Source organism: Micromonospora matsumotoense (assembly GCF_050951065.1).
GTDB lineage: Bacteria > Actinomycetota > Actinomycetes > Mycobacteriales > Micromonosporaceae > Micromonospora > Micromonospora matsumotoensis.
The window spans coordinates 430,538-451,644 of record NZ_CP192025.1 but is presented as its reverse complement, the minus strand read 5'-3'; the positions used below and the strand labels follow the sequence as shown (position 1 = coordinate 451,644).

General features: G+C 70.7%; 21 protein-coding genes. 2 read left to right on the top strand and 19 right to left on the bottom strand.

Annotated features, from left to right (window positions below; translation table 11 throughout):
- Nucleotides 1–8: 8 nt before the first annotated feature.
- From nuoK to mqnC, 16 genes are all read right to left on the bottom strand, one after another.
- Entirely contained in the window at nt 9–308 is a 300-nt protein-coding gene (nuoK, locus tag ACQP1S_RS02225) for an NADH-quinone oxidoreductase subunit NuoK (protein WP_091244416.1), read from the bottom strand.
- A gap of 55 nt (nt 309–363) precedes the next feature.
- Complete coding sequence (locus tag ACQP1S_RS02220) at nt 364–1,134, bottom strand: NADH-quinone oxidoreductase subunit J (RefSeq protein WP_357773338.1); 771 nt, start codon at nt 1,132–1,134, stop codon at nt 364–366.
- Entirely contained in the window at nt 1,131–1,790 is a 660-nt protein-coding gene (nuoI, locus tag ACQP1S_RS02215) for an NADH-quinone oxidoreductase subunit NuoI (protein WP_328340864.1), read from the bottom strand. Before nuoI ends, ACQP1S_RS02220 begins: the two co-directional genes overlap by 4 nt.
- Before the next feature lies 1 nt (nt 1,791).
- Nucleotides 1,792–3,144: an NADH-quinone oxidoreductase subunit NuoH gene (gene nuoH / locus ACQP1S_RS02210; RefSeq protein ID WP_091244407.1), complete on the bottom strand. Its 1,353-nt coding sequence runs from the start codon at nt 3,142–3,144 to the stop codon at nt 1,792–1,794.
- Nucleotides 3,141–5,567 carry an NADH-quinone oxidoreductase subunit G gene (locus ACQP1S_RS02205; RefSeq protein ID WP_091244404.1) on the bottom strand — a complete coding sequence of 809 codons (2,427 nt, stop codon included), beginning with the start codon at nt 5,565–5,567 and terminating at the stop codon, nt 3,141–3,143. The genes nuoH and ACQP1S_RS02205 overlap by 4 nt, the downstream gene beginning before the upstream one ends.
- Before the next feature lie 40 nt (nt 5,568–5,607).
- Nucleotides 5,608–6,924, bottom strand: coding sequence for an NADH-quinone oxidoreductase subunit NuoF (nuoF, locus tag ACQP1S_RS02200; RefSeq protein ID WP_328340869.1), 1,317 nt, complete (start codon nt 6,922–6,924; stop codon nt 5,608–5,610).
- Nucleotides 6,921–8,027, bottom strand: coding sequence for an NADH-quinone oxidoreductase subunit NuoE (gene nuoE, locus ACQP1S_RS02195; protein WP_432902435.1), 1,107 nt, complete (start codon nt 8,025–8,027; stop codon nt 6,921–6,923). Before nuoE ends, nuoF begins: the two co-directional genes overlap by 4 nt.
- Entirely contained in the window at nt 8,024–9,349 is a 1,326-nt protein-coding gene (locus ACQP1S_RS02190) for an NADH-quinone oxidoreductase subunit D (RefSeq protein WP_091244395.1), read from the bottom strand. Before ACQP1S_RS02190 ends, nuoE begins: the two co-directional genes overlap by 4 nt.
- A complete protein-coding gene (locus ACQP1S_RS02185; protein WP_091244392.1) occupies nt 9,346–10,083 on the bottom strand; it encodes an NADH-quinone oxidoreductase subunit C in 738 nt (245 codons plus the stop codon). The genes ACQP1S_RS02190 and ACQP1S_RS02185 overlap by 4 nt, the downstream gene beginning before the upstream one ends.
- Nucleotides 10,084–10,129: 46 nt before the next feature.
- Nucleotides 10,130–10,807, bottom strand: coding sequence for a NuoB/complex I 20 kDa subunit family protein (locus tag ACQP1S_RS02180; RefSeq protein WP_091244389.1), 678 nt, complete (start codon nt 10,805–10,807; stop codon nt 10,130–10,132).
- A 14-nt stretch (nt 10,808–10,821) separates the two neighbouring features.
- Complete coding sequence (locus ACQP1S_RS02175; RefSeq protein WP_067300536.1) at nt 10,822–11,187, bottom strand: NADH-quinone oxidoreductase subunit A; 366 nt, start codon at nt 11,185–11,187, stop codon at nt 10,822–10,824.
- 135 nt (nt 11,188–11,322) lie between these two features.
- Nucleotides 11,323–12,597 (bottom strand): geranylgeranyl reductase family protein, encoded by a 1,275-nt coding sequence (locus ACQP1S_RS02170; protein ID WP_091244386.1) that lies wholly within the window; start codon nt 12,595–12,597, stop codon nt 11,323–11,325.
- A 135-nt stretch (nt 12,598–12,732) separates the two neighbouring features.
- Nucleotides 12,733–12,954, bottom strand: a complete 222-nt coding sequence (locus ACQP1S_RS02165) for a hypothetical protein (protein ID WP_432902431.1) — start codon at nt 12,952–12,954, stop codon at nt 12,733–12,735.
- 67 nt (nt 12,955–13,021) lie between these two features.
- Entirely contained in the window at nt 13,022–13,669 is a 648-nt protein-coding gene (locus tag ACQP1S_RS02160) for a demethylmenaquinone methyltransferase (RefSeq protein ID WP_432907723.1), read from the bottom strand.
- Nucleotides 13,670–14,029: 360 nt separating this feature from the next.
- Nucleotides 14,030–15,274 carry an LPXTG cell wall anchor domain-containing protein gene (locus ACQP1S_RS02155; protein WP_432902429.1) on the bottom strand — a complete coding sequence of 415 codons (1,245 nt, stop codon included), beginning with the start codon at nt 15,272–15,274 and terminating at the stop codon, nt 14,030–14,032.
- 614 nt (nt 15,275–15,888) lie between these two features.
- Complete coding sequence (gene mqnC, locus ACQP1S_RS02150) at nt 15,889–17,079, bottom strand: cyclic dehypoxanthinyl futalosine synthase (protein WP_363669732.1); 1,191 nt, start codon at nt 17,077–17,079, stop codon at nt 15,889–15,891.
- A 193-nt stretch (nt 17,080–17,272) separates the two neighbouring features.
- On the opposite strand from mqnC, the gene ACQP1S_RS02145 reads away from it, so the two are divergent.
- A complete protein-coding gene (locus tag ACQP1S_RS02145; RefSeq protein WP_432902427.1) occupies nt 17,273–18,406 on the top strand; it encodes a Fic family protein in 1,134 nt (377 codons plus the stop codon).
- Between the two features lie 286 nt (nt 18,407–18,692).
- On the opposite strand, the gene ACQP1S_RS02140 is transcribed toward ACQP1S_RS02145, so the two are convergent.
- Both ACQP1S_RS02140 and ACQP1S_RS02135 read right to left on the bottom strand, forming a co-directional pair.
- Nucleotides 18,693–18,893, bottom strand: a complete 201-nt coding sequence (locus tag ACQP1S_RS02140; RefSeq protein ID WP_432902425.1) for a DUF397 domain-containing protein — start codon at nt 18,891–18,893, stop codon at nt 18,693–18,695.
- Nucleotides 18,894–18,900: 7 nt separating this feature from the next.
- On the bottom strand, nt 18,901–19,752 hold the full coding sequence (locus tag ACQP1S_RS02135; protein ID WP_432902423.1) for a helix-turn-helix domain-containing protein: 852 nt from the start codon (nt 19,750–19,752) through the stop codon (nt 18,901–18,903).
- Nucleotides 19,753–19,859: 107 nt separating this feature from the next.
- Between ACQP1S_RS02135 and ACQP1S_RS02130 the strand changes: the two genes are divergently transcribed.
- A complete protein-coding gene (locus tag ACQP1S_RS02130) occupies nt 19,860–20,240 on the top strand; it encodes a hypothetical protein (RefSeq protein ID WP_432902421.1) in 381 nt (126 codons plus the stop codon).
- A 160-nt stretch (nt 20,241–20,400) separates the two neighbouring features.
- On the opposite strand, the gene ACQP1S_RS02125 is transcribed toward ACQP1S_RS02130, so the two are convergent.
- The gene (locus tag ACQP1S_RS02125) at nt 20,401–21,030 is read right to left on the bottom strand and encodes a hypothetical protein (protein ID WP_432902419.1); all 630 of its coding nucleotides are present in this window, start codon (nt 21,028–21,030) and stop codon (nt 20,401–20,403) included.
- Between the last annotated feature and the right edge of the window lie 77 nt (nt 21,031–21,107).

Sequence of the window (21,107 nt, the reverse complement as noted above, 5' to 3'; positions counted from 1 at the left end):
GGGCCCCTTTAGTACTTCAGCAGGTTGGCGTCGTCGACGCTCGCGGAGCGTCGGGTCCGGAAGATCGACATGATGATCGCGAGCCCGACCACGACCTCGGCCGCCGCCACCACCATCACGAAGAACGCCATGATCTGTCCGTTGAGGTCACCGTTGATCCGGCTGAAGGTGACCAGCGTCAGGTTGGCCGCGTTGAGCATCAGCTCGACGCACATGAACAGCACGATCGCGTTGCGCCGCACCAGCACGCCGACCGCGCCGATGGTGAACAGCACCGCCGCCAGGATCAGGTAGTAGTCAGGGCTCACCGGACCGGCCTTTCGTTCGCGACTGCGGGGCTCCGCTTCGCTGCACTCCTCGCGCTCACCGTTCCGTCCCCTTCAGGGTGGTTTCCTCGGCGGTCAGCTCCCGCTGCGGCAGGATCGCCGGGGTGCTGCGGTCGGTCAGCCGGCCGTCGGGCAGCCGGGCCGGGGTGGCCACCGAGGAGGAGGTGGCGAAGACGCCCGGGCCGGGCTTCGGGCCCGGGTAGTTGCCGGGGCGGAACCGGGCCTTCATGGTGGCGACCTGGTCCATCTTGTCTTCCTTGCGCCGCTCGATGTGCGCCAGCACCATCGCGCCGATCGCCGCCGTGATCAGCAGCGCGGACGTCAACTCGAAGGCGAGGACGTACTTGGTGAAGAGCAGCCGGGCGATGCCCTGCACGTTGCCCTCCGCGTTGGCCTGCTCCAGACCGACCGCGGCGACCCCGTTCAGCGCCCGGTAGAGGCCGGTGCCGACCAGCCCGGCGAAGCCGAGCCCGAGCACCACCGCGGCGACCCGCTGGCCGCGCAGCGTCTCGATCAGCGAGTCGGAGGCGTCCCGACCGACCAGCATCAGCACGAACAGGAACAGCATCATGATCGCGCCGGTGTAGACGATGATCTGCACCATGCCGATGAACGGCCCGGCCTGCAGGACGTAGAACACCCCCAGGCAGAGCATGGTGAGCACCAGGAAGAGCGCCGAGTGCACGGCGTTGCGTGCCCAGACCATGCCGATCGCGCCGATCAGCGCCAACGGGGCGAGGATCCAGAAGGTGACCTCCTCACCCCCGGACACCTGGCCCGCCGCGGCGAGCACCGTGGACGTGTTCATGCTCCGGCTCCCTTGCCCGCTGCCGTGCCATCGGCCGCCCCGGCCCGTTGGGCCGCCTGCTCGGCACCCGGGAAGGTCACCCCGGGGTGCTCCTCGACCCGGTAGCCGCCGGGCCCCATCGGCGACTGCTCGGCCCCGGCCGAGGTGCCCGGGTTGGTCAGCGCGCCGACGTAGTAGTCCTTCTCGCTGTCACCGAGCCGCATCGGGTGCGGCGGCTGCTCCATGCCTTCGAGCAGCGGAGCGAGCAACTGCTCCTTGGTGAAGATCAGGTCCTGCCGGTTGTCCCGGGCCAGCTCGTACTCGTTGCTCATGGTCAGCGAACGGGTCGGGCAGGCCTCGATGCAGAGCCCGCAGAAGATGCACCGGGCGTAGTTGATCTGGTAGACGCTGGCGTACCGCTCGCCCGGCGAGAAGCGCTGCTCGTCGGTGTTGTCGCCACCCTCGACGAAGATCGCGTCCGCCGGGCAGGCCCAGGCGCACAGCTCGCAGCCGATGCACTTCTCCAGGCCGTCCGGGTGCCGGTTGAGGATGTGCCGCCCGTGGTAGCGCGGCGCCGAGACCGGCGGCTTGAACGGGTAGTCGGTGGTGACGACCTTCCTGAACATGTGCGAGAAGGTGACACCGAAGCCCTTGAACGTTCCGGTGATCGCGCCCACGTCACACCTCCTGAGAGTCGGAGCCGGTGGCGATGTTGGCCGGCTCCCGCTCGGCGACCACGCGCTTGGTGCGCGGGCTCGGCGGTACCTGTAGATCCAGCGGGGGCAGCGGGAAGCTGCCGTACGGCCGGCTGTCGGCCTGTTCCTGCGGGGTCGGCTTCGGGGCCGGCTTGCGGCTCGGCCACAGCAGCGTCGCCAGCAGCAGCACACCCGCGCCGACGGCGGTGGCGAGCAGCCGGTCGCGCGACTGCCAGTCCTCGATGGAGCGCAGCCCGGCCAGGACCAGGATCCAGACCAGGTTGATCGGGAGCAGCACCTTCCAGCCGAAGCGCATGAACTGGTCGTAGCGCAGCCGGGGCAGGGTGCCCCGGAGCCAGACGAAGACGAAGACCAGCAGCAGCACCTTGCCGAAGAACCAGAGCATCGGCCACCAGCCGGTGTTGGCGTCCCCCCACAGCGTGATCGGCCAGGGGGCCCGCCAGCCACCGAGGAAGAGCGTCGTGGTGACCGCGGACATGGTCACCATGGCGACGTACTCGGAGAGCATGAAGAGCGCGAACTTCAGCGAGCTGTACTCGGTCATGAAGCCGGCGACCAGCTCCGACTCGGCCTCGGGCAGGTCGAACGGCGCCCGGTTGGTCTCCCCGACGGTGGCGATGAAGAAGATGATGAAGCTGGGCAGCAGCAGGATCGCGTACCAGCCCGGGGCCGGGATCTCGACGCCGGCGATGGTGAGCCGGGTGGCGTCCCCCTGGGCGGCGACGATCCCGCTGGTGGACATGGTGCCGGCGGTCATGAACACCGCGACGATGCTCAGCCCCATGGCGACCTCGTAGGAGATCATCTGGGCGCTGGAGCGCAGCCCGCCGAGCAGCGGGTACGTCGAGCCGGAGGCCCAGCCGCCGAGCACGATGCCGTAGACGGCCAGCGACGAGCAGGCCAGCAGCACCAGCACCGCCACCGGCACGTCGGTGACCTGCAACGGCGTCCGGTGGCCGAAGATGCTCACCATCGGGCCGAACGGGACCACCGACAGCGCGGTGACCGCACAGACCACCGAGATGACCGGCGCGAAGAAGTAGACCACCTTGTCGGCGGACTTCGGGAGGATGTCCTCCTTGAAGGCCATCTTGAGGCCGTCGGCGAGGGTCTGCAGCAGGCCGAACGGGCCGACCTGGTTGGGGCCGGGCCGGACCTGCATGTAGCCGACGACCCGCCGCTCGAACCAGACGCCGAGCAGGGTGGCGAGCAGACCGAAGACGAAGGCGAAGACGATCTTGATGAGGACCAGCCACCACGGGTCCCGACCGAAGTCGGCAAGCGTCGGGTCCTGCGCCAGGAGGAGGGTGTTCACTGTGCACCTCCGGAGATCCGGACCACCGTGCCGGACGCGGTGCCGAGGCTGCGCCGGACGGTCGAACCGGGCGAGTTGGTCGGCAGCCAGACGACGCCGTCGGGCATCTCGGTGATCGCCGCCGGCAGGGTGACCGCACCCCGGTCGGTGCCCACCGTGACCGGGTCACCGTCGGCCACGCCGAGCGTCTCGGCGGTGCCCTTGCCCAGCCGGACCACCGGCGGACGGGCGGTGCCGGCGAGGTGCTCGTCGCCGTCGGTGAGGCTGCCCAGGTCGATCAGCTGGTGCCAGGTGGCCAGCACCGCCTCGCCCGCGCCCGGCTGGGGCACGGCCCCCGGGGCCACCGAGGGGGTGACCGGCCGGTCGGCCCGGGTCGGCGGCAGCGCGCCCAGCTCCCGGCGCACGCTCGACACGTCGCCGGTGCCGAGCCGCACGTCGAGCTGCGCGGCGATCGCGTCCAGCACCCGGCCGTCGGTCATCGCGGCGGTGTGCAGCACCGCCTCGAAGGTGCGCAGCCGGCCCTCCCAGTCCAGGAAACTGCCGGCCTTCTCGACCACCGGCGCGACCGGGAGCACCACGTCCGCCCGGCGGGCCACCGCCGAGTTGCGCAGCTCCAGGCTGACCAGGAAGGGCACCGCGTCGAGGGCCTGTTCGGCCAGCCGCGGGTCGGCCAGGTCGGCCGGGTCCACCCCGGCCACCACCAGGGCGCCGAGCTGGCCGTTCGCGGCGGCGGCGAGGATCTGGTCGGTGTCCCGACCGGCCTGGCTGGGGATCACCCCGGCCGGGATGTCCCACGCCTCACCCAACTCGGCACGGGCCGAGGGCTCGGTCACCGGACGCCCGCCGGGCAGCAGGTTGGGCAGGCAGCCCGCGTCGACCGCACCCCGGTCACCCGCGCGGCGCGGCACCCAGGCCAGCTTCGCACCGGTACGCCGGGCGACGTCCGCGGCGGCGGAGAGGCCACCCGGCACGCCGGCCAGCCGCTCACCGACGAACAGGATCGCGCCCTCGGCGCTCAGCGCCTCGGCCACCGTGTCGTGCTCGGCGAGCACGCTCGCCTCCTCGCCCGGCACCACCCGGGCCAGCTTGGCCCCGAGCTTCTCCAGGCCACGGGTGGCGAACGGGGCGATCGCGTACACCGTCAGCTTCTTCTTCAGGTACGCCTTGCGCAGCCGCAGGAAGAGGATCGGGCACTCCTCCTCCGGCTCCAGGCCGACCAGCACCACCGTGGACGCCTTCTCCACGTCGGCGTAGGTCACGTCGGTGACCCCGGCGACGGTGCTGGCCAGGAAGTCGGCCTCCTCGCGGGAGACCGGCCGGGCCCGGAAGTCGATGTCGTTGGTGTTCAGGGCGACCCGGGCGAACTTCGCGTACGCGTAGGCGTCCTCGACGGTCAGCCGGCCACCGGTCAGCACCGCCGTCCCGCGACCCTCGTCGCGGGCGGCCCGCAGCCCGTCGGCGGCCCGGGTCAGCGCCTCGCTCCAGGACGCCTCGCGCAGCTCACCGGACTTCTCGTCGCGGACCAGCGGGGTGCTCAACCGGTCGAAGGCGCGGGTGTACTGGAAGCCCCACCGCCCCTTGTCGCAGTTCCACTCCTCGTTGACCTGCGGGTCGTCCCCGGCGAGCCGGCGCAGCACCTTGCCCCGCCGCCAGTCGGTGCGCTGGGCGCAGCCGGCCGAGCAGTGCTCGCAGACGCTCGGGCTGGAGACCAGGTCGAACGGGCGGGCCCGGAACCGGTACTGCGCCCCGGTGAGCGCGCCGACCGGGCAGATCTGCACGGTGTTGCCGGAGAAGTACGAGTTGAACGGGACGTCACCCTCGTCGCCCTCCGCGCCGTACGCGTCGTCCCGGTAGATGTTGATCTCTTCGGCGGACGACCGGCCCATCAGGTCGATGAACTTGTCGCCGGCGATCTCCTCGGAGAACCGGGTGCAGCGCTGGCAGAGCACGCAGCGCTCCCGGTCCAGCAGCACCTGGGTGCTGATCTCCATCGGCTTGACGTACTCCCGCTTGTGCTCGTGGAAGCGGGAGTCGGTGCGGCCGGTGGACATCGCCTGGTTCTGCAGCGGGCACTCACCACCCTTGTCGCACATCGGGCAGTCCAGCGGGTGGTTGAGCAGCAGCAACTCCATCACCCCCTCCTGCGCCTTCTTGGCGACCGGGGAGCTGAGCTGGGTGCGGACCACCATGCCCTGGGCGACGGTCTGGGTGCAGGAGGCGACCGGCTTGCGCTGCCCCTCCACCTCGACCAGGCACTGCCGGCAGGCACCGGCCGGGGCCAGCAGCGGGTGGTCGCAGAAGCGGGGGATCTCGGTGCCCAACTGCTCGGCGACCCGGATCAGCAGCGCCCCCTTGGGGGCGGTGACCTCGACGCCGTCGATGGTGAGCGTGACCGTCTCGGTCTGCTTGGCTACGTCGGTCATCAGAGTCGCCTTCCATTCGCGACTGCGGGACTCGCGTTCATCAGTGCGCCCCCACCAGCTGCTTGTCCGACAGCTTCGGCGCGGTACGCCCCTCGATGTAGTCGAGGTAGTCCTGCTTGAAGTACTGCAACGACGAGGTCACCGAGCTGGTCGCACCGTCACCCAGACCGCAGAACGAGCGGCCGAGGATGTTGTCGCAGGTGTCGAGCAGGGTGTCCAGGTCCTCGTGGGTGCCCTGGCCGGCGAGGATGCGCCGGTAGACCCGGACCATCCAGTAGTTGCCCTCGCGGCACGGGGTGCACTTGCCGCACGACTCGTGGTGGTAGAACTCCAGCCACCGGTAGGTCGCGTAGACCGGGCAGTCCTGGTCGGAGAAGATCTGGGTGGCCGTGGTGCCCAGGATCGAGCCGGCCGCCGCCACCCCCTCGAAGTCCAGCGGCACGTCCAGGTGCTCGGCGGTGAGCAACGGGGTGGACGATCCCCCCGGCGTCCAGAACCTCAGCTGGTGACCGGGCTGCATCCCACCGGCCAGCTCGATCAGCTCGCGCAGGGTGACGCCCAGGCCGCACTCGAACTGGCCCGGGTTGACGATCCGACCGGAGAGCGAGTAGATCATCGGCCCGGACGACTTCTCCGTGCCCATGGTCTTCCACCAGTCCGCGCCGCCCAGCACGATGTAGGGCACGCTGGCGATGGTGCCGACGTTGTTCACCACCGTCGGGCTGGCGTACAGGCCGTGGGTGGCCGGGAACGGCGGGCGGAGCCGGGGCTGACCCCGGAACCCCTCCAGCGAGTCGAGCAGCGCCGTCTCCTCGCCGCAGATGTACGCCCCGGCGCCCGAGTGGACCACCAACTCCAGGTCGAACCCGGTGCCGAGGATGTTGCGTCCGAGGTAACCCTTGGCCTGCGCCTCGGCCACCGCGTTGCGCAGCCGGCGGGCGGCGTGCACCGCCTCGCCCCGGATGTAGATGTAGGCCCGGTTGGCCCGGATCGCGTACGAGGCGATGATGACGCCTTCGACCAGCGCGTGCGGGTCGTGGGTCATCAGCGGCAGGTCCTTGCAGGTGCCCGGCTCGCCCTCGTCGGCGTTGACCACCAGGTAGTGCGGCTTGCCGTCGCCCTGGGGGATGAAGCCCCACTTCAGGCCGGTGGGGAAGCCCGCACCACCCCGGCCGCGCAGCCCGGAGTCCTTGATCAGCTGGATCAGGTCGTCCGGGTGGGCCTTGAGGGCCTTGCGCAGCGCGGCGTAGCCGTCGAGCTTCTCGTAGGTGCCGATCCGCCAGGCGTCCGGCGAGATCCAGCGCCGGGTCAGCACGGGAGTCAGCTTGGCCAGGGTCTCCGGCCGGGGAGTGGTCACTTCTGGGCCCCCGTCTCGCTCGCGACGGCGGAGCCCGCGCCGGCAGCGCCCGTTTCCGCCTCGGCTTCCTTGAGGTTGCGCTGCTGCGCCCCGGCCTCGTCGCCGGCGGGCTTGCCGTCACCGGCGGGTGGGTTCGCGGCCACCCCGGCCGCCTGCGCCGCCTGGGCGTCGCGGGAGGCCGGCGGCGTGCCGTCCGTCGGGACCCGGGTGCCGGGTGCGTCCGGTACGGCGGTCGCCGCGTCGGGCTGCCGGGTCTCGGCGGTACGCACCTGCGGCGACTTGGCGTCCGGCGCCTTGACGTCCGGCGCGGTGCTGCCACCGACCGGTGCCGGCTTCGTCGCCGGGGCGGGCTCGACCGGCGCGGGGGCCTTGGCGGCCTCGGCCTTCGCCTTCGCCTCGGCGGCGGCCCGGTCGGCATCGGCCTTGCTGCGGATCGGGGTCTTCGGGTCGTAGCCCGGCGCCGCGATGCCGTGCTGCTCGGCCAGGCGCAGGCCGCGCAGGGTGGCCTCGCCCGGCCCGCCGTCCGCGACCGCGCCCTCACGCTCGTCGGCGAAGCCGGCGAGCTGCACCGCCATCTCCTTGAGCGTGCAGAGCCGGGCGCCCCGGGTCGGCATCGGCCGGCCCCCGGCGCGCAGTTCGTCCACCACGCCGAGCGCGCCCTGCGGGTCGACGCCGTCGAAGAAGTCGTAGTTGACGGTCATCACCGGGCCGTAGTCGCAGGCCGCCAGGCACTCGGCGTGCTCCAGGGTGATCTTCCCGTCGGCGGTGGTCTCGTCGTGCCCGACGCCCAGGTGCTCGACCAGGGTGTCGTAGACCTCCTGGCCACCGAGCACGTTGCACATCGTGTTGGTGCAGACGCTGACCAGGTAGTCACCGGTGGGCCGGCGCTTGTACATGGTGTAGAAGGTGGCCACCGCGCCGACCTGGGCCTTGTTCAGCCCCAGCACCTCGGCACAGAACGTCACCCCGGCCGGGGAGACGTAACCCTCCTCGGCCTGCACCAGGTGCAGCAGCGGCAGCAGCGCCGAGCGGGACCGGTCGGCCGGGTAGCGGGCGATGATCTCCCGCGCCCGGGCCCGGGTCTCTTCAGTAAACGTCGTCATCGGTCACAACCACCCATCACGGGGTCCAGCGAGGCGCCGCCGGCGATCACATCGGCGATCAGGCCGCCCTCGGCCATCGCCGGGAGGGCCTGGAGGTTGACGAAGCTCGGCTCCCGGTAGTGCACCCGGTACGGCCGGGTGCCGCCGTCGGAGACCGCGTGTACGCCCAACTCGCCCCGGGGCGACTCGATGCCGACGTACACCTGGCCCGGTGGGACCCGGAAGCCCTCGGTGACCAGCTTGAAGTGGTGGATCAGCGACTCCATCGACTGACCCATGATCTTGGCGACGTGCTCCAGCGAGTTGCCCATGCCGTCCACGCCGATGGCCAGCTGCGCCGGCCAGGCGATCTTGCGGTCGGCCACCATCACCGGGCCCGGCTGCAACCGGTCCAGCGCCTGCTCGACCAGCTTGAGCGACTCCCGGATCTCGGCGAGCCGGACCAGGTAGCGGCCCCAGACGTCGCCGTCCGGGTGGGTCGGCACGTCGAACTCGTAGCTCTCGTAGCCGCAGTACGGCATGGTCTTGCGCAGGTCCCAGCCGAGGCCGGCGGAGCGCAGCACCGGGCCGGTCACGCCGAGCGCGAGGCAGGCGGTCGCGTCGAGCACCGCGACGCCCTGGGTCCGCTCGGTCCAGATCGGCTGACCGGAGAGCAGGTCCTCGTACTCCTTGAGCTTCTTCGGCATCATCGTGAGGAAGTCGCGGATCTTGACGATCGCCGCGTCCGGCACGTCCTGCGCCACCCCGCCCGGCCGGACGTACGCGTGGTTCATCCGCAGGCCGGTGATGGTCTCGAAGATGTCGAGGATGTACTCCCGCTCGCGGAAGCCGTACAGCATGATGGAGATCGCGCCCAGCTCCATGCCGGTGGTGGCCAGCCAGACCAGGTGCGAGGAGATCCGGTTCAGCTCCATCATCAGGACCCGGATCGTGGTGGCCCGCTCGGTGATGTCGTCGGTGATGCCGAGCAGCTTCTCCACCGCGAGGCTGTACGCCGTCTCGTTGAAGATCGGGGCGAGGTAGTCCATCCGGGTCACGAACGTCGAGCCCTGCACCCAGTTGCGGTATTCGAGGTTCTTCTCGATGCCGGTGTGCAGGTAGCCGACGACCGAGCGGGCCTCGCGGACCGTCTCGCCCTCCAGCTCCAGGATCAGCCGGAGCACGCCGTGCGTCGACGGGTGCTGCGGGCCCATGTTCACGACGATCCGCTCGTCGTTGATCGGGTCGGTGCCGGAGACGACCTGGTCCCAGTCCCCACCGGTGACGGTGAAGACCCGCCCCTCGGTGGTCTCCCGTTCGGCCGCGTAGTTGGACGTGGTCACTGGTACGACCTCCTACGGTCCGGCGGCGGGATCTCCGCGCCCTTGTACTCGACGGGGACCCCGCCGAGCGGGTAGTCCTTGCGCTGCGGGTGGCCCTCCCAGTCGTCCGGCATCAGGATCCGGGTCAGGTTGGGGTGGCCGTCGAAGACGACACCGAACATGTCGTACGCCTCGCGCTCCTGCCAGTCGGCCGTCGGGTAGACGGCGGTGACGCTGGGCAGGTGCGGGTCCTCGACGGAGACGGCCGCCTCCAGCCGGACCCGACGCCGGTAGGTCATCGAGGTGAGCAGGTAGACCACGTGCAGCCGGCGCTCGTCTGCGCCGAGGTAGTCCACTCCGGACACCGAGGAGCACAGCTCGAAGCGCAGCGCCAGATCGTCCCGCATCACCTGGCAGACCTCGGCGATCCGCTCCGGGCGCACGTGCAGGGTCAGCTCGCCCCGGTCGACGACGACCTTCTCGATCGCGTCGGCGAAGTGCGGGTACGCCTCCTCCAGCGCGTCGCGCACCTCGTCGAAGTAGCCCCCGTAGGGTCGGGGGGCCTCCTCGATCGGGGTACGTCTCCGGACCAGGCCGCCGTAGCCGGAGACGTCGCCGCTGCCCTGCATGCCGAACATGCCCTGCCCGGCAGGGCTGGACGGCGGCAGTTCGGCGGGAGCGCCGCTGGTCGCACCGGCCGGGGTGACCGGCACCGGCACCCCGCCGTCGTTCTTCCTGTCGTTCGGCGCGGTCACCGTGCCTGCCCTCCGTTCACCACTGCGGGGCTGCGCTGCGCCGCGTTCACTTGGGACCAGCCTGGGTCTGGAGGTGGTTCTGGGCGTTCATCCAGTTCTCGATCCGCAGCTGCTCCTCGCGCCCCTCGCGGACCGCCTTCGTCCACTCGGCACGGCGGGCCTTGTCGTTGCGGTACGACGAGGGCATCGAGCCGTACGGCACCACGGGCACGTCACCGCGCTCCAGGCGGGCCGCCTGCATCTTGCGGCCGTTCGGGCCGAGCGGCTCGTACATGATCTTCTCGCGGAGCTTGAGGATCGCGTCGATGAGCATCTCGGGGCGGGGCGGGCAGCCCGGCAGGTACATGTCGACCGGGACGATGTGGTCGACGCCCTGGACGATCGCGTAGTTGTTGAACATGCCGCCGCTGCTGGCGCAGACGCCCATGGAGAGCACCCAGCGGGGCTCGGCCATCTGGTCGTAGATCTGGCGCAGCACGGGGGCCATCTTCTGGCTGACCCGGCCGGCCACGATCATCAGGTCGGCCTGGCGCGGCGAGGCCCGGAAGACCTCCATGCCCCAGCGGCCCATGTCGTAGTGCGGACCACCGGCCGCCATCATCTCGATGGCGCAGCAGGCCAGGCCGAAGGTGGCGCCCCAGACGGACGACTTCCGCGACCAGTTGACCAGCTTCTCCACGGAGGTGAGCAGGACGCCGGCGGGGAGTTTCTCCTCGATGCCCATCTGACGTTCCTCCCTCAGTCCCAGTCCAGCCCGCCGCGCCGCCACACATAGGCGTACGCGACGAAGACCGCGACGATGAACAGGACCATCTCCACGAAGCCGAAGATCGGCAGGGCGTCGAAGGAGACCGCCCAGGGGTAGAGGAAGATGATCTCGATGTCGAAGACGATGAAGAGCATCGCCGTCAGGTAGAACTTGATCGGGAACCGTCCGCCGCCCACGGGCTGCGGGCTGGGCTCGATCCCACACTCGTATGCCTCGAGCTTGGCCTTGTTGTAGCGCCGGGGACCGGCGAAGCGGGCGGCGGCCACGGAGAACAGCGAGAACGCCGCGGCGAGGGCGAACAGCCCGATGATCGGTGCGTAAGGCGAGAGCGACATCTTTTCTCCTGCTCGTCCTTCCCCTGCCCCAGGTGCTTGACAAAATTCACACTATTCACGTCCACCGTGACTGCCGTCAGCGGGGGTCGATCTCTTGTCCCGTCCGGGACCGTCGTTGGCCTCGGACGGGTCGGTCTAGACGGCCGGGGCCGCCTTCGTCATCGCGTTGATGACCCGGTCCATCGCGTCCCCGCCGCGCGGGTCGGTCAGGTTGGCCAGCAGCTTGAGGACGAAGCGCATCAGCAGCGGGTGCGGCATGCCGTGCTTGGTCGCCATCCGCATCACCTCGGGCCGGCCGATCAGCTTGACGAAGATCCCGCCGAGCCGGTAATAGCCGCCGAACCGGGCCTTCAGCTCCTGCGGGTACGCGGTCAGCGCCCGCTCCCGCTCCGGTCCGGCCGGCCGGGCCAGCGCCTGCACGATGACCTCGGCGGCCAGTTCGCCGGACTCCATCGCGTACGCGATGCCCTCGCCGTTGAACGGGTTGACCATGCCGCCGGAGTCGCCGACCAGCAGGACCCCCCGGGTGTAGTGCGGCACCCGGTTGAAGCCCATCGGCAGCGCCGCGCCGAGGATCGGGCCGTCGGCGTTCGCCTCGTCGGTCATCCCCCAGTCCGCCGGGGTGTTGGCCAGCCAGTCGGTGAGCAGCCGCCGGTAGTTCGTCTTGCCGAACGCGGAGGAGGAGTTGAGCACGCCGAGGCCGACGTTGACCCGGCCGTCGCCCAGGCCGAAGATCCAGCCGTAGCCGGGCAGCAGCGCGTCGCTGTCCTTGCTGCGCAGCTCCAGCCAGGATTCCAGGTAGTCGTCGTCGTGCTTGGCCGGCGAGTGGTAGTAGCGGCGGACGGCCACCCCGATCGGCCGGTCCTCCCGCTTGGCCAGGCCGAGAGCGAGCGGGAACCGGCCGGAGACGCCGTCGGCGGCGACCACCAGCGGGGCGTGGAAGGTGGCGGGTGCCCGGTCCGGGCCGACCTCGGCGGTCACCCCGACCACCCGGTCGTCGCCGTCGAGCACCGGGCCGATGACGTTGACGTTGGTACGCAGTTCCGCGCCGGCCGCGACCGCGCGCTGAGCGAGCAGGTCGTCGAAGTCCAGCCGGGTCCGGACCAGGCCGTAGTTGGGGAAGCTGGCCAGGTCGGGCCAGTCCAGTTCGAGGCGTACCCCGCCGCCGATCACCCGTAGGCCCTTGTTGTGCAGCCAGCCGGCCTCGGGCGAGGTGTCCACGCCCATCCGGATGAGCTGCCGGGTCGCCCGGGGGGTGAGGCCGTCCCCGCACACCTTCTCGCGGGGGAACTCGGTCTTCTCCAGCAGCAGCACGCGTACGCCGTGCCGCGCCAGGTGGTAGGCCGTCGCCGATCCACCGGGACCAGCGCCCACCACGATCACGTCGGCGTCGTTCTCCACCGAAGTCATCTGCGCCTCCCTCCCGCACGCTCGTGAAATGCTTCACAAGCCGATCGGGTTGGAGTCTATGACCGTGGTTACCCCGCCGCCGGGTGAGGGGTACCTAACTTCCTGGAAACATGCGGGTCGGGGTCGGTTCGCCGCTCAGTTCCGGGCGGTGTCGAGCCCGGCGTCGGCCCGGATCGTCGCCGGCAGTTGGTCACGCAGCGCTCCGCCGGCCGCCCGGTCGAGTGCGCCGAGCACCTCGGCCACCACCTTTCGGACCTCGGCCGGATCCGCGCCGGCCAGCTCCCTGAGCTGGGCGACGAGCTCGATGGCGTCGTGGTCGGTGGTGCCCGGTGGGTCGCTCGGAGCTACTCCCGTCATGCAGGGGAGCATACGGGGCAAAGTAGACTTTAAGCGGACATTACCGAAAGTTGCCGTTCACCCACTGTCACCCGCGCACGGCCCGGTGCAGGGCCACCACCCCGCCGGTCAGGTTGCGCCACGCCACCCGGCCCCACCCGGCCGCGCCGATCCGCGCCGCCAGCGCCGCCTGGTCCGGCCAGGCCCGGATCGATTCGGCCAGATAGACGTACGCGTCGGGGTTGCTGGACACCGTCCGGGCCACCGCCGGCAACGACCGCATCAGATACGACAGGTAGACGGTACGGAAGGCCGGGTGCACCGGGCTGCTGAACTCGCAGACCACCAGCCGGCCGCCGGGCCGGGTCACCCGGGCCAGCTCCCGCAGCGCCGCGTCGGAGTCGTTGACGTTGCGCAGGGCGAAGGAGATCGTCACCGCGTCGAAGGAGTCGTCGGCGAAGGGGAGCCGCAGCGCGTCCCCGGCCAGCAGCGGCACCTCCGGCCGGACCCGCTTGCCGGCGTGCAGCATGCCCTGCGACAGATCCGCCCCCACCACGTACGCCCCGGAGCGGGCCAGTTCCTGCGTCGACACCCCCGTGCCGGCACCCACGTCCAGCACCCGCTCCCCCGGAAGCAGCCCGAGCGCCGCCCGGGCGGCCCGCCGCCAGGACCGGTCCTGCCCGAAGGAGAGGACCGTGTTCGTCAGGTCGTAACGGGCGGCCACCCCGTCGAACATCGCGGCGACCTCGTGCGGAGACTTGTCCAGGCCGGCGCGCTGGCCCTGCGGGGTACGACTCACCCCTCCACTCTGCCAGCCACCGCCCACCCGCCCGGCGCTGGGTCGCCACCCACCCCGGCCGACCCCGTCACCTCGGACACCCCGGCCGGCACCGGCCCGCGTCACGTCACCCCGGGGCCGATCCGCCCGTCACGTCACCCCCCGGGCCGGCCGTTCGGCGCATCCCCTCGGCGGCGGGTCTCCGGCGCGTCACCCCGGGTCGGGCCGGGCGGGTGACCCGGACGTGCGGCGGGCGGGGTGGATGACCACCCCGCCCGCTACGTCCTACCGCTCAGTCGTGCGACGACCTGCCGTCGTTCAGCTCCGCGGCTTCTCGTCGCCCGGGGTCACCAGCACGAGCCGACGCCGGCGGGCGAGCATCAGCAGCGCCCCGCCCGCGAGCAGCACGGCGACACCGATGCCACCGATCAGGGTGGCCTGCGCGCCGGTCACCGGCAGACCGCCGTCGCCGCCACCCGTGCCGCCACTGGTGGTCGGGCTGGCGCTGGCGCTCGGGCTCGGCTGCCCGGTCGGGCTGGTGCTCGGGCTCGGCGACGGGCTCGGACCGGTGGTCAGGTCGACGAACACGTCGAACAGCGACTGGTTGTCGAGATCGTCGGACTCGGTGAAGGTCTTCCGCTGCGCCTTGCTGGCGACCTGCGGCTGCTCCTCCGGCGTGCCCTCGGCCTCGGTCAGGCCGGCGGCGAACAGGACGCCCGGGGTGAGCACCTTCTCGGTGACGTCCGCGCCGACCTTCACCCGCACGTCGGCGGTGTAGAACTCGCCCGGCCGCAGCACCGCGCCGGTGTCCTCACAGTACGCCTGCGCGAAGCCGCCCAACTCCTGCTGCACGCAGCCCTCGGGCACCTCGACGAAGCTCACCCCGGCCGGCAGGAAGATGCCGTACGCGATGCCGGTGGCCCGGCGGCTGCCGCCGTTGTAGACCGCCCAGTCCAGCGGGGCGGTCCCGCCCGGCTTGACGCCGGTCAGTCCGCTCTCGCCGGCCTCGTCGCCGTCGACCACCACGTCGGCGTAGACGTCCTGCACCCAGGTGGTCAGGTCGTAGCCGGGCTTGACGACCATGATGTCGTGGTCGACCGAGTCCGAGGTGGCGTTGGGCGCACTGACGGTCACCTTCAGCACGCCTCCCTTGCCGCGCGTGTCGGTGCCGAACAGCGGGATGCCGAACTCCTCGGTGGTCCCGCCGGCGATGTCGTCGGTGGTGCCACCCAGGTCGGACAGGGAACAGGTGAAGGCGGTGCCGGTGACGGCACAGCCGTCCGGCACGAGCACCCCGACCTTGTTCGGCTTGAGGCCCGCGGTCTCGACGGTGACCTTCACGTCCTTGGCGTCGACCGTGCCGCGCAGGTTCTGGACAGAGAACTTGAACGGCTTGGCCTTGGCCTCCTTGACCCCCAGCGCCAGCTGGGAGCTGAGCGGGACGAGGTCGAGCTTCGCCTGGTCGGCGGCGCTGGCCGGGGCGGCGACGGTGGCCAGGCCACCGACGGCGAGCAGGGCCACGGCGCCGACGCGGGCCAGGGCCGAGCGGTGGAACAGAGTCATCGATCCCCCGGGGGGCTAGGGACTGCTGGGAAAGGTGGGGCTGATGTGGCGAACCGAGCGGACGTTATCCGAGATCGACGCAGGTGCGCCAGCCGTGACGTGCGATTTTGTCCCAGACGGGCCCGAACGGATGAGGAGCGGGGGCGGGATGGTCACCCATCCCGCCCCCGTTTTATATGAACGGCCCTCCCGGGCCGATGGAGGACGTACGAAGTGTGTCCGGGCCTCCCACGCGGGAGACGAAGGTACGTCGGGCGCACGTTAGCGGGCACTGTCGCGCCGCGCCAACCCCCGCGCCGGACCATCGCGACCTGGGCATCCGCCCAGCGGGCCGTGCCCCGCCGGAATTGCCGCGTCTTGTGGTGGCTGATCCCCCGCCGCCTCCGCCGAACGGCGACCACGAATAGCCCCCGGGCCGACCACCGAACCCGATCAGCCAGTCACCCCGGCGACCGAATCAGTAACTCTGAGCGACAATCAGCGTGCTCCGGCCATCGCCGCCGCACCCGGGGGCGACCCGGCGGGCCTGGACGAGTGGCCGAGAGCGCCGTCGGCCGGTGACCGGGCGGGGCCTGGACGAGCGGCAGGGACCGCCGCCGGGCCCGGCCGGTGACTCAGCGGGCCTCGACGAGCGGCAGGGAACGGCCGGCACCGCCGCCGGGCATGGCGATCGAGGAGAAGTGCGACACCACCCGGTCGTCGGTCGGGTCGTCGGCCGGGGTGTGGTGCACCGCCAGCCGGCGGTAGAGGGTGTCGCGCTGGGCCGGAATCCGGTCGGCCGAGCGGATCATGCCGATCAGCTCGTGCAGGTTGGACCGGTGCCGCGCGCCGGCCGAGGAGATGACGTTCTCCTCCAGCATGATCGAACCGAGGTCGTCCACCCCCATGTGCAGGGCGAGCTGACCGACGTCCTTGCCGGTGGTCAGCCAGGACGCCTGCAGGTGCGGCACGGTCTCGAAGAAGAGCCGGGCCACCGCCACCAGCCGCAGGTATTCCAGCGTGGTGGCCTGGGTGCGACCCTTCAGGTGGTTGTTCTCCGGCTGGTACGTCCACGGGATGAACGCCCGGAACCCCCGGGTGCGGTCCTGCACGTCGCGGATCATCCGCAGGTGCTCGATCCGCTCGGCGTTGGTCTCGCCGGTGCCCATCATCATCGTCGCGGTGGACTCCAGGCCCTGCCGGTGGGCCAGTTCCATGACCTCCAGCCAGCGCGCGCCGGACTCCTTCAGCGGGGCGATCGCCTTCCGCGGCCGGTCCGGGAGCATCTCGGCCCCGGCCCCGGCGATCGAGTCCAGCCCGGCCGTCTTGATCCGGGCGATGGCCTCATCCAGGCTCACCTGGGAGACCTTCGCCATGTGCAGGATCTCGCTCGGCCCGATGGAGTGGATGACCAGCTGCGGGTACGCCTTCTTGACCGAGGAGAACAGCTCCTCGTAGTACTCCACCCCGTAGTCCGGGTGGTGGCCGCCCTGGAGCATGACCTGGGTGGCGCCCAGCTCGACCGCCTCGCCGCAGCGACGCAGGATCTCCTCGGTCGGGTGGGTCCACCCCTCGGCGTGCTTGGGCGCGCGGTAGAACGCGCAGAACTTGCACGCCGTCACGCAGACGTTGGTGTAGTTGATGTTGCGGTCGATCAGGTAGGTGACGATGTTGTCCGGGTAGCGCCGCCGGCGTACCGCGTCCGCCGCCTCGCCCAACGCGTGGAAGGGCGCCTCGGTGTAGAGCAGCAGCGCCTCCTCGGGCGTGATCCGCCCGCCGTCCGCGCCACGCTGCAGGATGTCGTCGATCTCCCGGTTCGCCGTCACGCCACCGAGCGTACGCCGACCTTCCGCCCTGGCCCCCAGTGGTGCGCCGACCCGTGACGCGCCCCGCACCACCAGCGTCGAGGGCTCGCCAAGCCCGATCGGGTCACCGACAACGAAGGCGGCCGCCGCGACATCCCACGCATGATGCCTGAATAATTCAAGCATCATGCCGGAATGATTATATGATTAACCCATGTTGTATTCGACGCCCACGTTGACGGGCGCGGACGAGCGCGTCCTCGCCGAGGTGGAGGCGATGCGGGAGGCCCTTCGCTACCAGGTCGCCGAGCCACGCCGGTGGAGCGGACACCTGCGGAGGTCCCTGATCGCCCGCGCGATCCAGGGGTCGAACTCGATCGAGGGTTACCAGGTCGGGCTGGACGATGCCGTCGCCGCCGTGACCGGCGAAGACCCGATGGAAACCAGTCCGGGCACCTGGGATGTCATCACCGGCTACCGCGACGCACTCACCTACGTGCGACAACTGGGCCAGTCCCGGGAGTTCACCTGGCAACACATGCTCCTCAACGCCCTGCACTTCATGATGATGCGACACGAACTGACCAAATGGCCCGGACGGTATCGACCCGGGGACAGCTATGTCGATGAGGCCAACACCGGCCGGCGCGTCTACACCGGGCCGGACGCCGACGAGGTGCCGTCCCTGGTCTCCGAGCTGATCGACTGGCTCGGCGGTGCAGAACCCGACATCCCTCTCCTCGTCCGCGCGTCGATGGCACACCTGAACCTGGTCAAGATCCATCCTTGGCGCGACGGGAACGGCCGGATGTCGCGGTGCCTGCACACTCTGGTGCTTGCCCGCGACGGCGTGCTCGCGCCCGAGTTCTCCTCGATCGAGGAGTGGCTCGGTGCCGGCCGGAACACCTACGCCTACTACGACGTGCTGGCCGAAGTGGGCGGCTCAACCTGGCAACCCGCGAACGACACCGGCCCGTGGATCCGATTCTGCCTGAGCGCGCACCACCAACAGGCACAGTTGGTCCGGCAACGTATCGACCAGGCCGCCCGGCTCTGGGAACTGCTCGACAACCGGGTACGCCAGGACGGGCTGCCCGAACGCGTGGTCAGCGCCCTGCAACTCGCGGCAACCGGCGGCAGGGTGCGCCGGACCGTCTATCAGCAGGACGAGTCCCTCACCGACGACCAAGCCGTCCGTGACCTCCGAGCACTGCTGCGATCGGGCCTGTTGGAACAACGCGGTCAGACCCGGGGTAGGTACTACGTCGCCTCGACCGCGCTGCGTGAGCACGCCACCCCGGCCCTACGCCCCACGGAGATCATCGACCCGTACGACCGTCTCCGGTAGGGCCGGTGCTTCCACGTACCCCTGACCGGCTGCTCACAGGCCGCCATCCGCCACGACCGGCTGCCGAAGGCCAGCACCGGTCCGGGCGACGCCTTGGCGTAGAGCAACAGCCCTTCCTCGGGCGTGATCCGCCCTCCGCACCGCGTTGCCGAATGTCGTCGATCTCCAGGAGAACTCGGCAACGGCGCAGGACGGAAGGAACGCGCATGATCGTGCTGCCAGGACTGTGCCTGCTCGGCCGTGTCGCGCTGCTGACCCAACGATCAGGACGCCGGAAGACCGGCCTTCAGACCCCGGAGCGCGCCGGCGGGTCGGCGACGAAGGCGGCCCAGGACCGCCGGTCGAAGGCCAGCACCGGACCGGACCGATCCTTGGAGTCCCGCACCCCCACCACATGCGCCACCGCAGCCACCTCGACACAGTCGGTGTCGGAGCCGCTGCGGGTCGACTTGCGCCACGTGGCCTCCGACAATTCTGCGATCACCATCTGCGGCTCACTCCCGCTCGTGCTCCACCGCGACCTGGGCTATCAAGTTCATCGATTCGGCCGGGCTCAATGCCGACCTCGCCAGCGTATCCGCCTCCCGACGGAACACGTCCACCTGATCGGGCTTCTCCAGGAAGATGCTGGAGATCCTGTGCTCCAGGTGCACCACCGGCGGGAGCCGGTCGAAGTCGAACAGGACGAACGCTCCGTCCAACCCGGAGTGTCCGCCGCACGCAAGCGGGACCACCTGAAGGGTCAGATTCGGCCGATCGGCCACCTCGATCAGGTGGTGGAGCTGCCGGGCCATCAGACGGCGACCGCCGAGTGGCCGACGGAGCACCATCTCGTCGATGACCAGACTCAGCTCCGGCGGCTCGTCCCGGGCCAGGATCGCCTGCCGGCCCAGCCGGGCCGCAACCCGCGCCTGGGCGTCCGCCGGGGCCACCCCACACGCCTTCATCAGGGCGCTGGTGTACTCCGGCAACTGGAGCAGGCCCGGCACCAGCAACGGCTGCCAGCCCACGATCCGGGTCGCCTCAGCCTCGAACCGGATGAAGGTACGCGACCACGGGGTCAGGCCGACCGAGTGCGTCTCCCACCAGCCCGGCTCCCGGCCGCGTCTGGCCATGTCGAGCAACCGCTTGCGCTCCTCGCCGACGACACCGTAGATGGCCAGCAGCGCGGCGATCTCCTCCAGCCGGATGCCCTGCTGGCCGGTCTCGATCCGGGAGAGCTTCGACGGCTGCCAGCCGAGTTGGGTCGCCACCCCCGAGCCGGTCAGGCGTCTGGCCCGCCGCATCTGCCGCAGCTCGCCACCCAGCCCACGGCCCACCACGGTCGGCGCGCTCTGCTTCGCCACCAGGACTCCCCACCGATCGCTATTGACAGCTCACCCTATGCAACCCCACCATAATCGCAAATTGCTATTCGATCCAAGTCTTGCTCAGAAGATGAAGGAGCGTCGAAGTGACTGCCTCGAACACCGTCCGCCCCTCACCCGCCTGGTTACGGCCGTACGACCCGGACGACTCGCCCGGTCCCATCCCGTCCGTGGTCGAGCGGTTCCGGCGGCGCAGACGCGACGAGCCGGAGCCGCCGAGCGAGGCCGAGCGGGAGGCCGCCCGCTACACGGTGGTGCTGGTGTCACCCGACGCGGCGCAGGCGCTCGGTGACGACCGGGGCGAGGTCGGGCTGCACCTGTTCCGCGACGAGGACTGGGACGGCAGTCCGGGGCACCTGGACGATGCGGTCAAGCTGATCGAGGAGGCTTGCGGCGAGCCGGTCGCCCTGACGGAGCACTACTCCGACCTCACCTACTGGACCGCACACCTACGCGAGGGCGACTGACCACCCCACACGCCACCATGCCTACCGGCCGCCTGTGGGAACTGCTCGACGGCCGGACACGCCGGGCAGGGCTTCCCGAGCGCGTGGTCAGCGCCCTGCACCTCGCGACGACCTCACCGACCCCTACCGGCACTGACAGGGTGCCGGTGGTCGGGGCGGGTCAGCGCAGGGTGAGGCCGCTGGCGGGGAAGTCGTACCAGGACAGCTCGAAGGGCGAGCCGGCCTGCGGCGCCACCGGGAACACGGCCCAACTGGTCAGCTCGCGGCCGGGTGCGAGGTCGAACGACTCACCGGGCCGGGTGGTGGAGCAGTAGGTGCTCTCCGGGCGCACAGTCTTGCCGCCGGCCAGGGTGAGCTGCACCAACTCGCGGTCCTCGGCGACGGTCGGGCAGTTCAGCGTCCACGGGCTCACCGAGCTGTTGCGGTACCGCAGGTTCAGCCGCAGCTTGCTTCCGGTGACCTCGGCACTGACCACGGTGACCGTCATCGACGACTGGTCGTAGAGACCCCGGTCGAGCCGGTACGTCTGCGCTGGCCCGTCCCCCGACGAGCCGGACGGGCCCGTGGGAACGCCGGATGACGGCTGCGCCGGCGGCTCAGCCGGGGCGGCTCCCCCGCTGGCCTCGGGGCCGCCCGTCTGCCGGCTGGCGTCCACGGTGCTGCCGGCATCCACGGTGCGGTCCGTCGCCGCGCTGTTGTTCCGGGTCGCCAGGTAGTTGCCGCCGACCGCGCCGACGACCGCCATGGCCGCCAGTACGACGACCAACGTGACGACGTGTCTCTTTTCCATGGTGCTCCTACCCCGGCCGGCGCTGCTGGCGTGACCGTAACACCGCCGGGCCAGTCGCCGTCGCGGGCAAACACGCA

Coding starts and splice junctions, on each gene's coding strand:
- ACQP1S_RS02125 (WP_432902419.1), bottom strand. CDS start 21,030: ATGGAAAAGAGACACGTCGTCACGTTGGTCGTCGTACTGGCGGCCATG.
- ACQP1S_RS02155 (WP_432902429.1), bottom strand. CDS start 15,274: ATGACTCTGTTCCACCGCTCGGCCCTGGCCCGCGTCGGCGCCGTGGCC.
- ACQP1S_RS02220 (WP_357773338.1), bottom strand. CDS start 1,134: ATGAACACGTCCACGGTGCTCGCCGCGGCGGGCCAGGTGTCCGGGGGT.
- ACQP1S_RS02180 (WP_091244389.1), bottom strand. CDS start 10,807: ATGGGCATCGAGGAGAAACTCCCCGCCGGCGTCCTGCTCACCTCCGTG.
- ACQP1S_RS02140 (WP_432902425.1), bottom strand. CDS start 18,893: ATGGTGATCGCAGAATTGTCGGAGGCCACGTGGCGCAAGTCGACCCGC.
- ACQP1S_RS02205 (WP_091244404.1), bottom strand. CDS start 5,567: ATGACCGACGTAGCCAAGCAGACCGAGACGGTCACGCTCACCATCGAC.
- ACQP1S_RS02160 (WP_432907723.1), bottom strand. CDS start 13,669: ATGTTCGACGGGGTGGCCGCCCGTTACGACCTGACGAACACGGTCCTC.
- nuoE (WP_432902435.1), bottom strand. CDS start 8,027: ATGACGACGTTTACTGAAGAGACCCGGGCCCGGGCGCGGGAGATCATC.
- ACQP1S_RS02165 (WP_432902431.1), bottom strand. CDS start 12,954: ATGACGGGAGTAGCTCCGAGCGACCCACCGGGCACCACCGACCACGAC.
- ACQP1S_RS02175 (WP_067300536.1), bottom strand. CDS start 11,187: ATGTCGCTCTCGCCTTACGCACCGATCATCGGGCTGTTCGCCCTCGCC.
- ACQP1S_RS02145 (WP_432902427.1), top strand. CDS start 17,273: ATGTTGTATTCGACGCCCACGTTGACGGGCGCGGACGAGCGCGTCCTC.
- ACQP1S_RS02170 (WP_091244386.1), bottom strand. CDS start 12,597: ATGACTTCGGTGGAGAACGACGCCGACGTGATCGTGGTGGGCGCTGGT.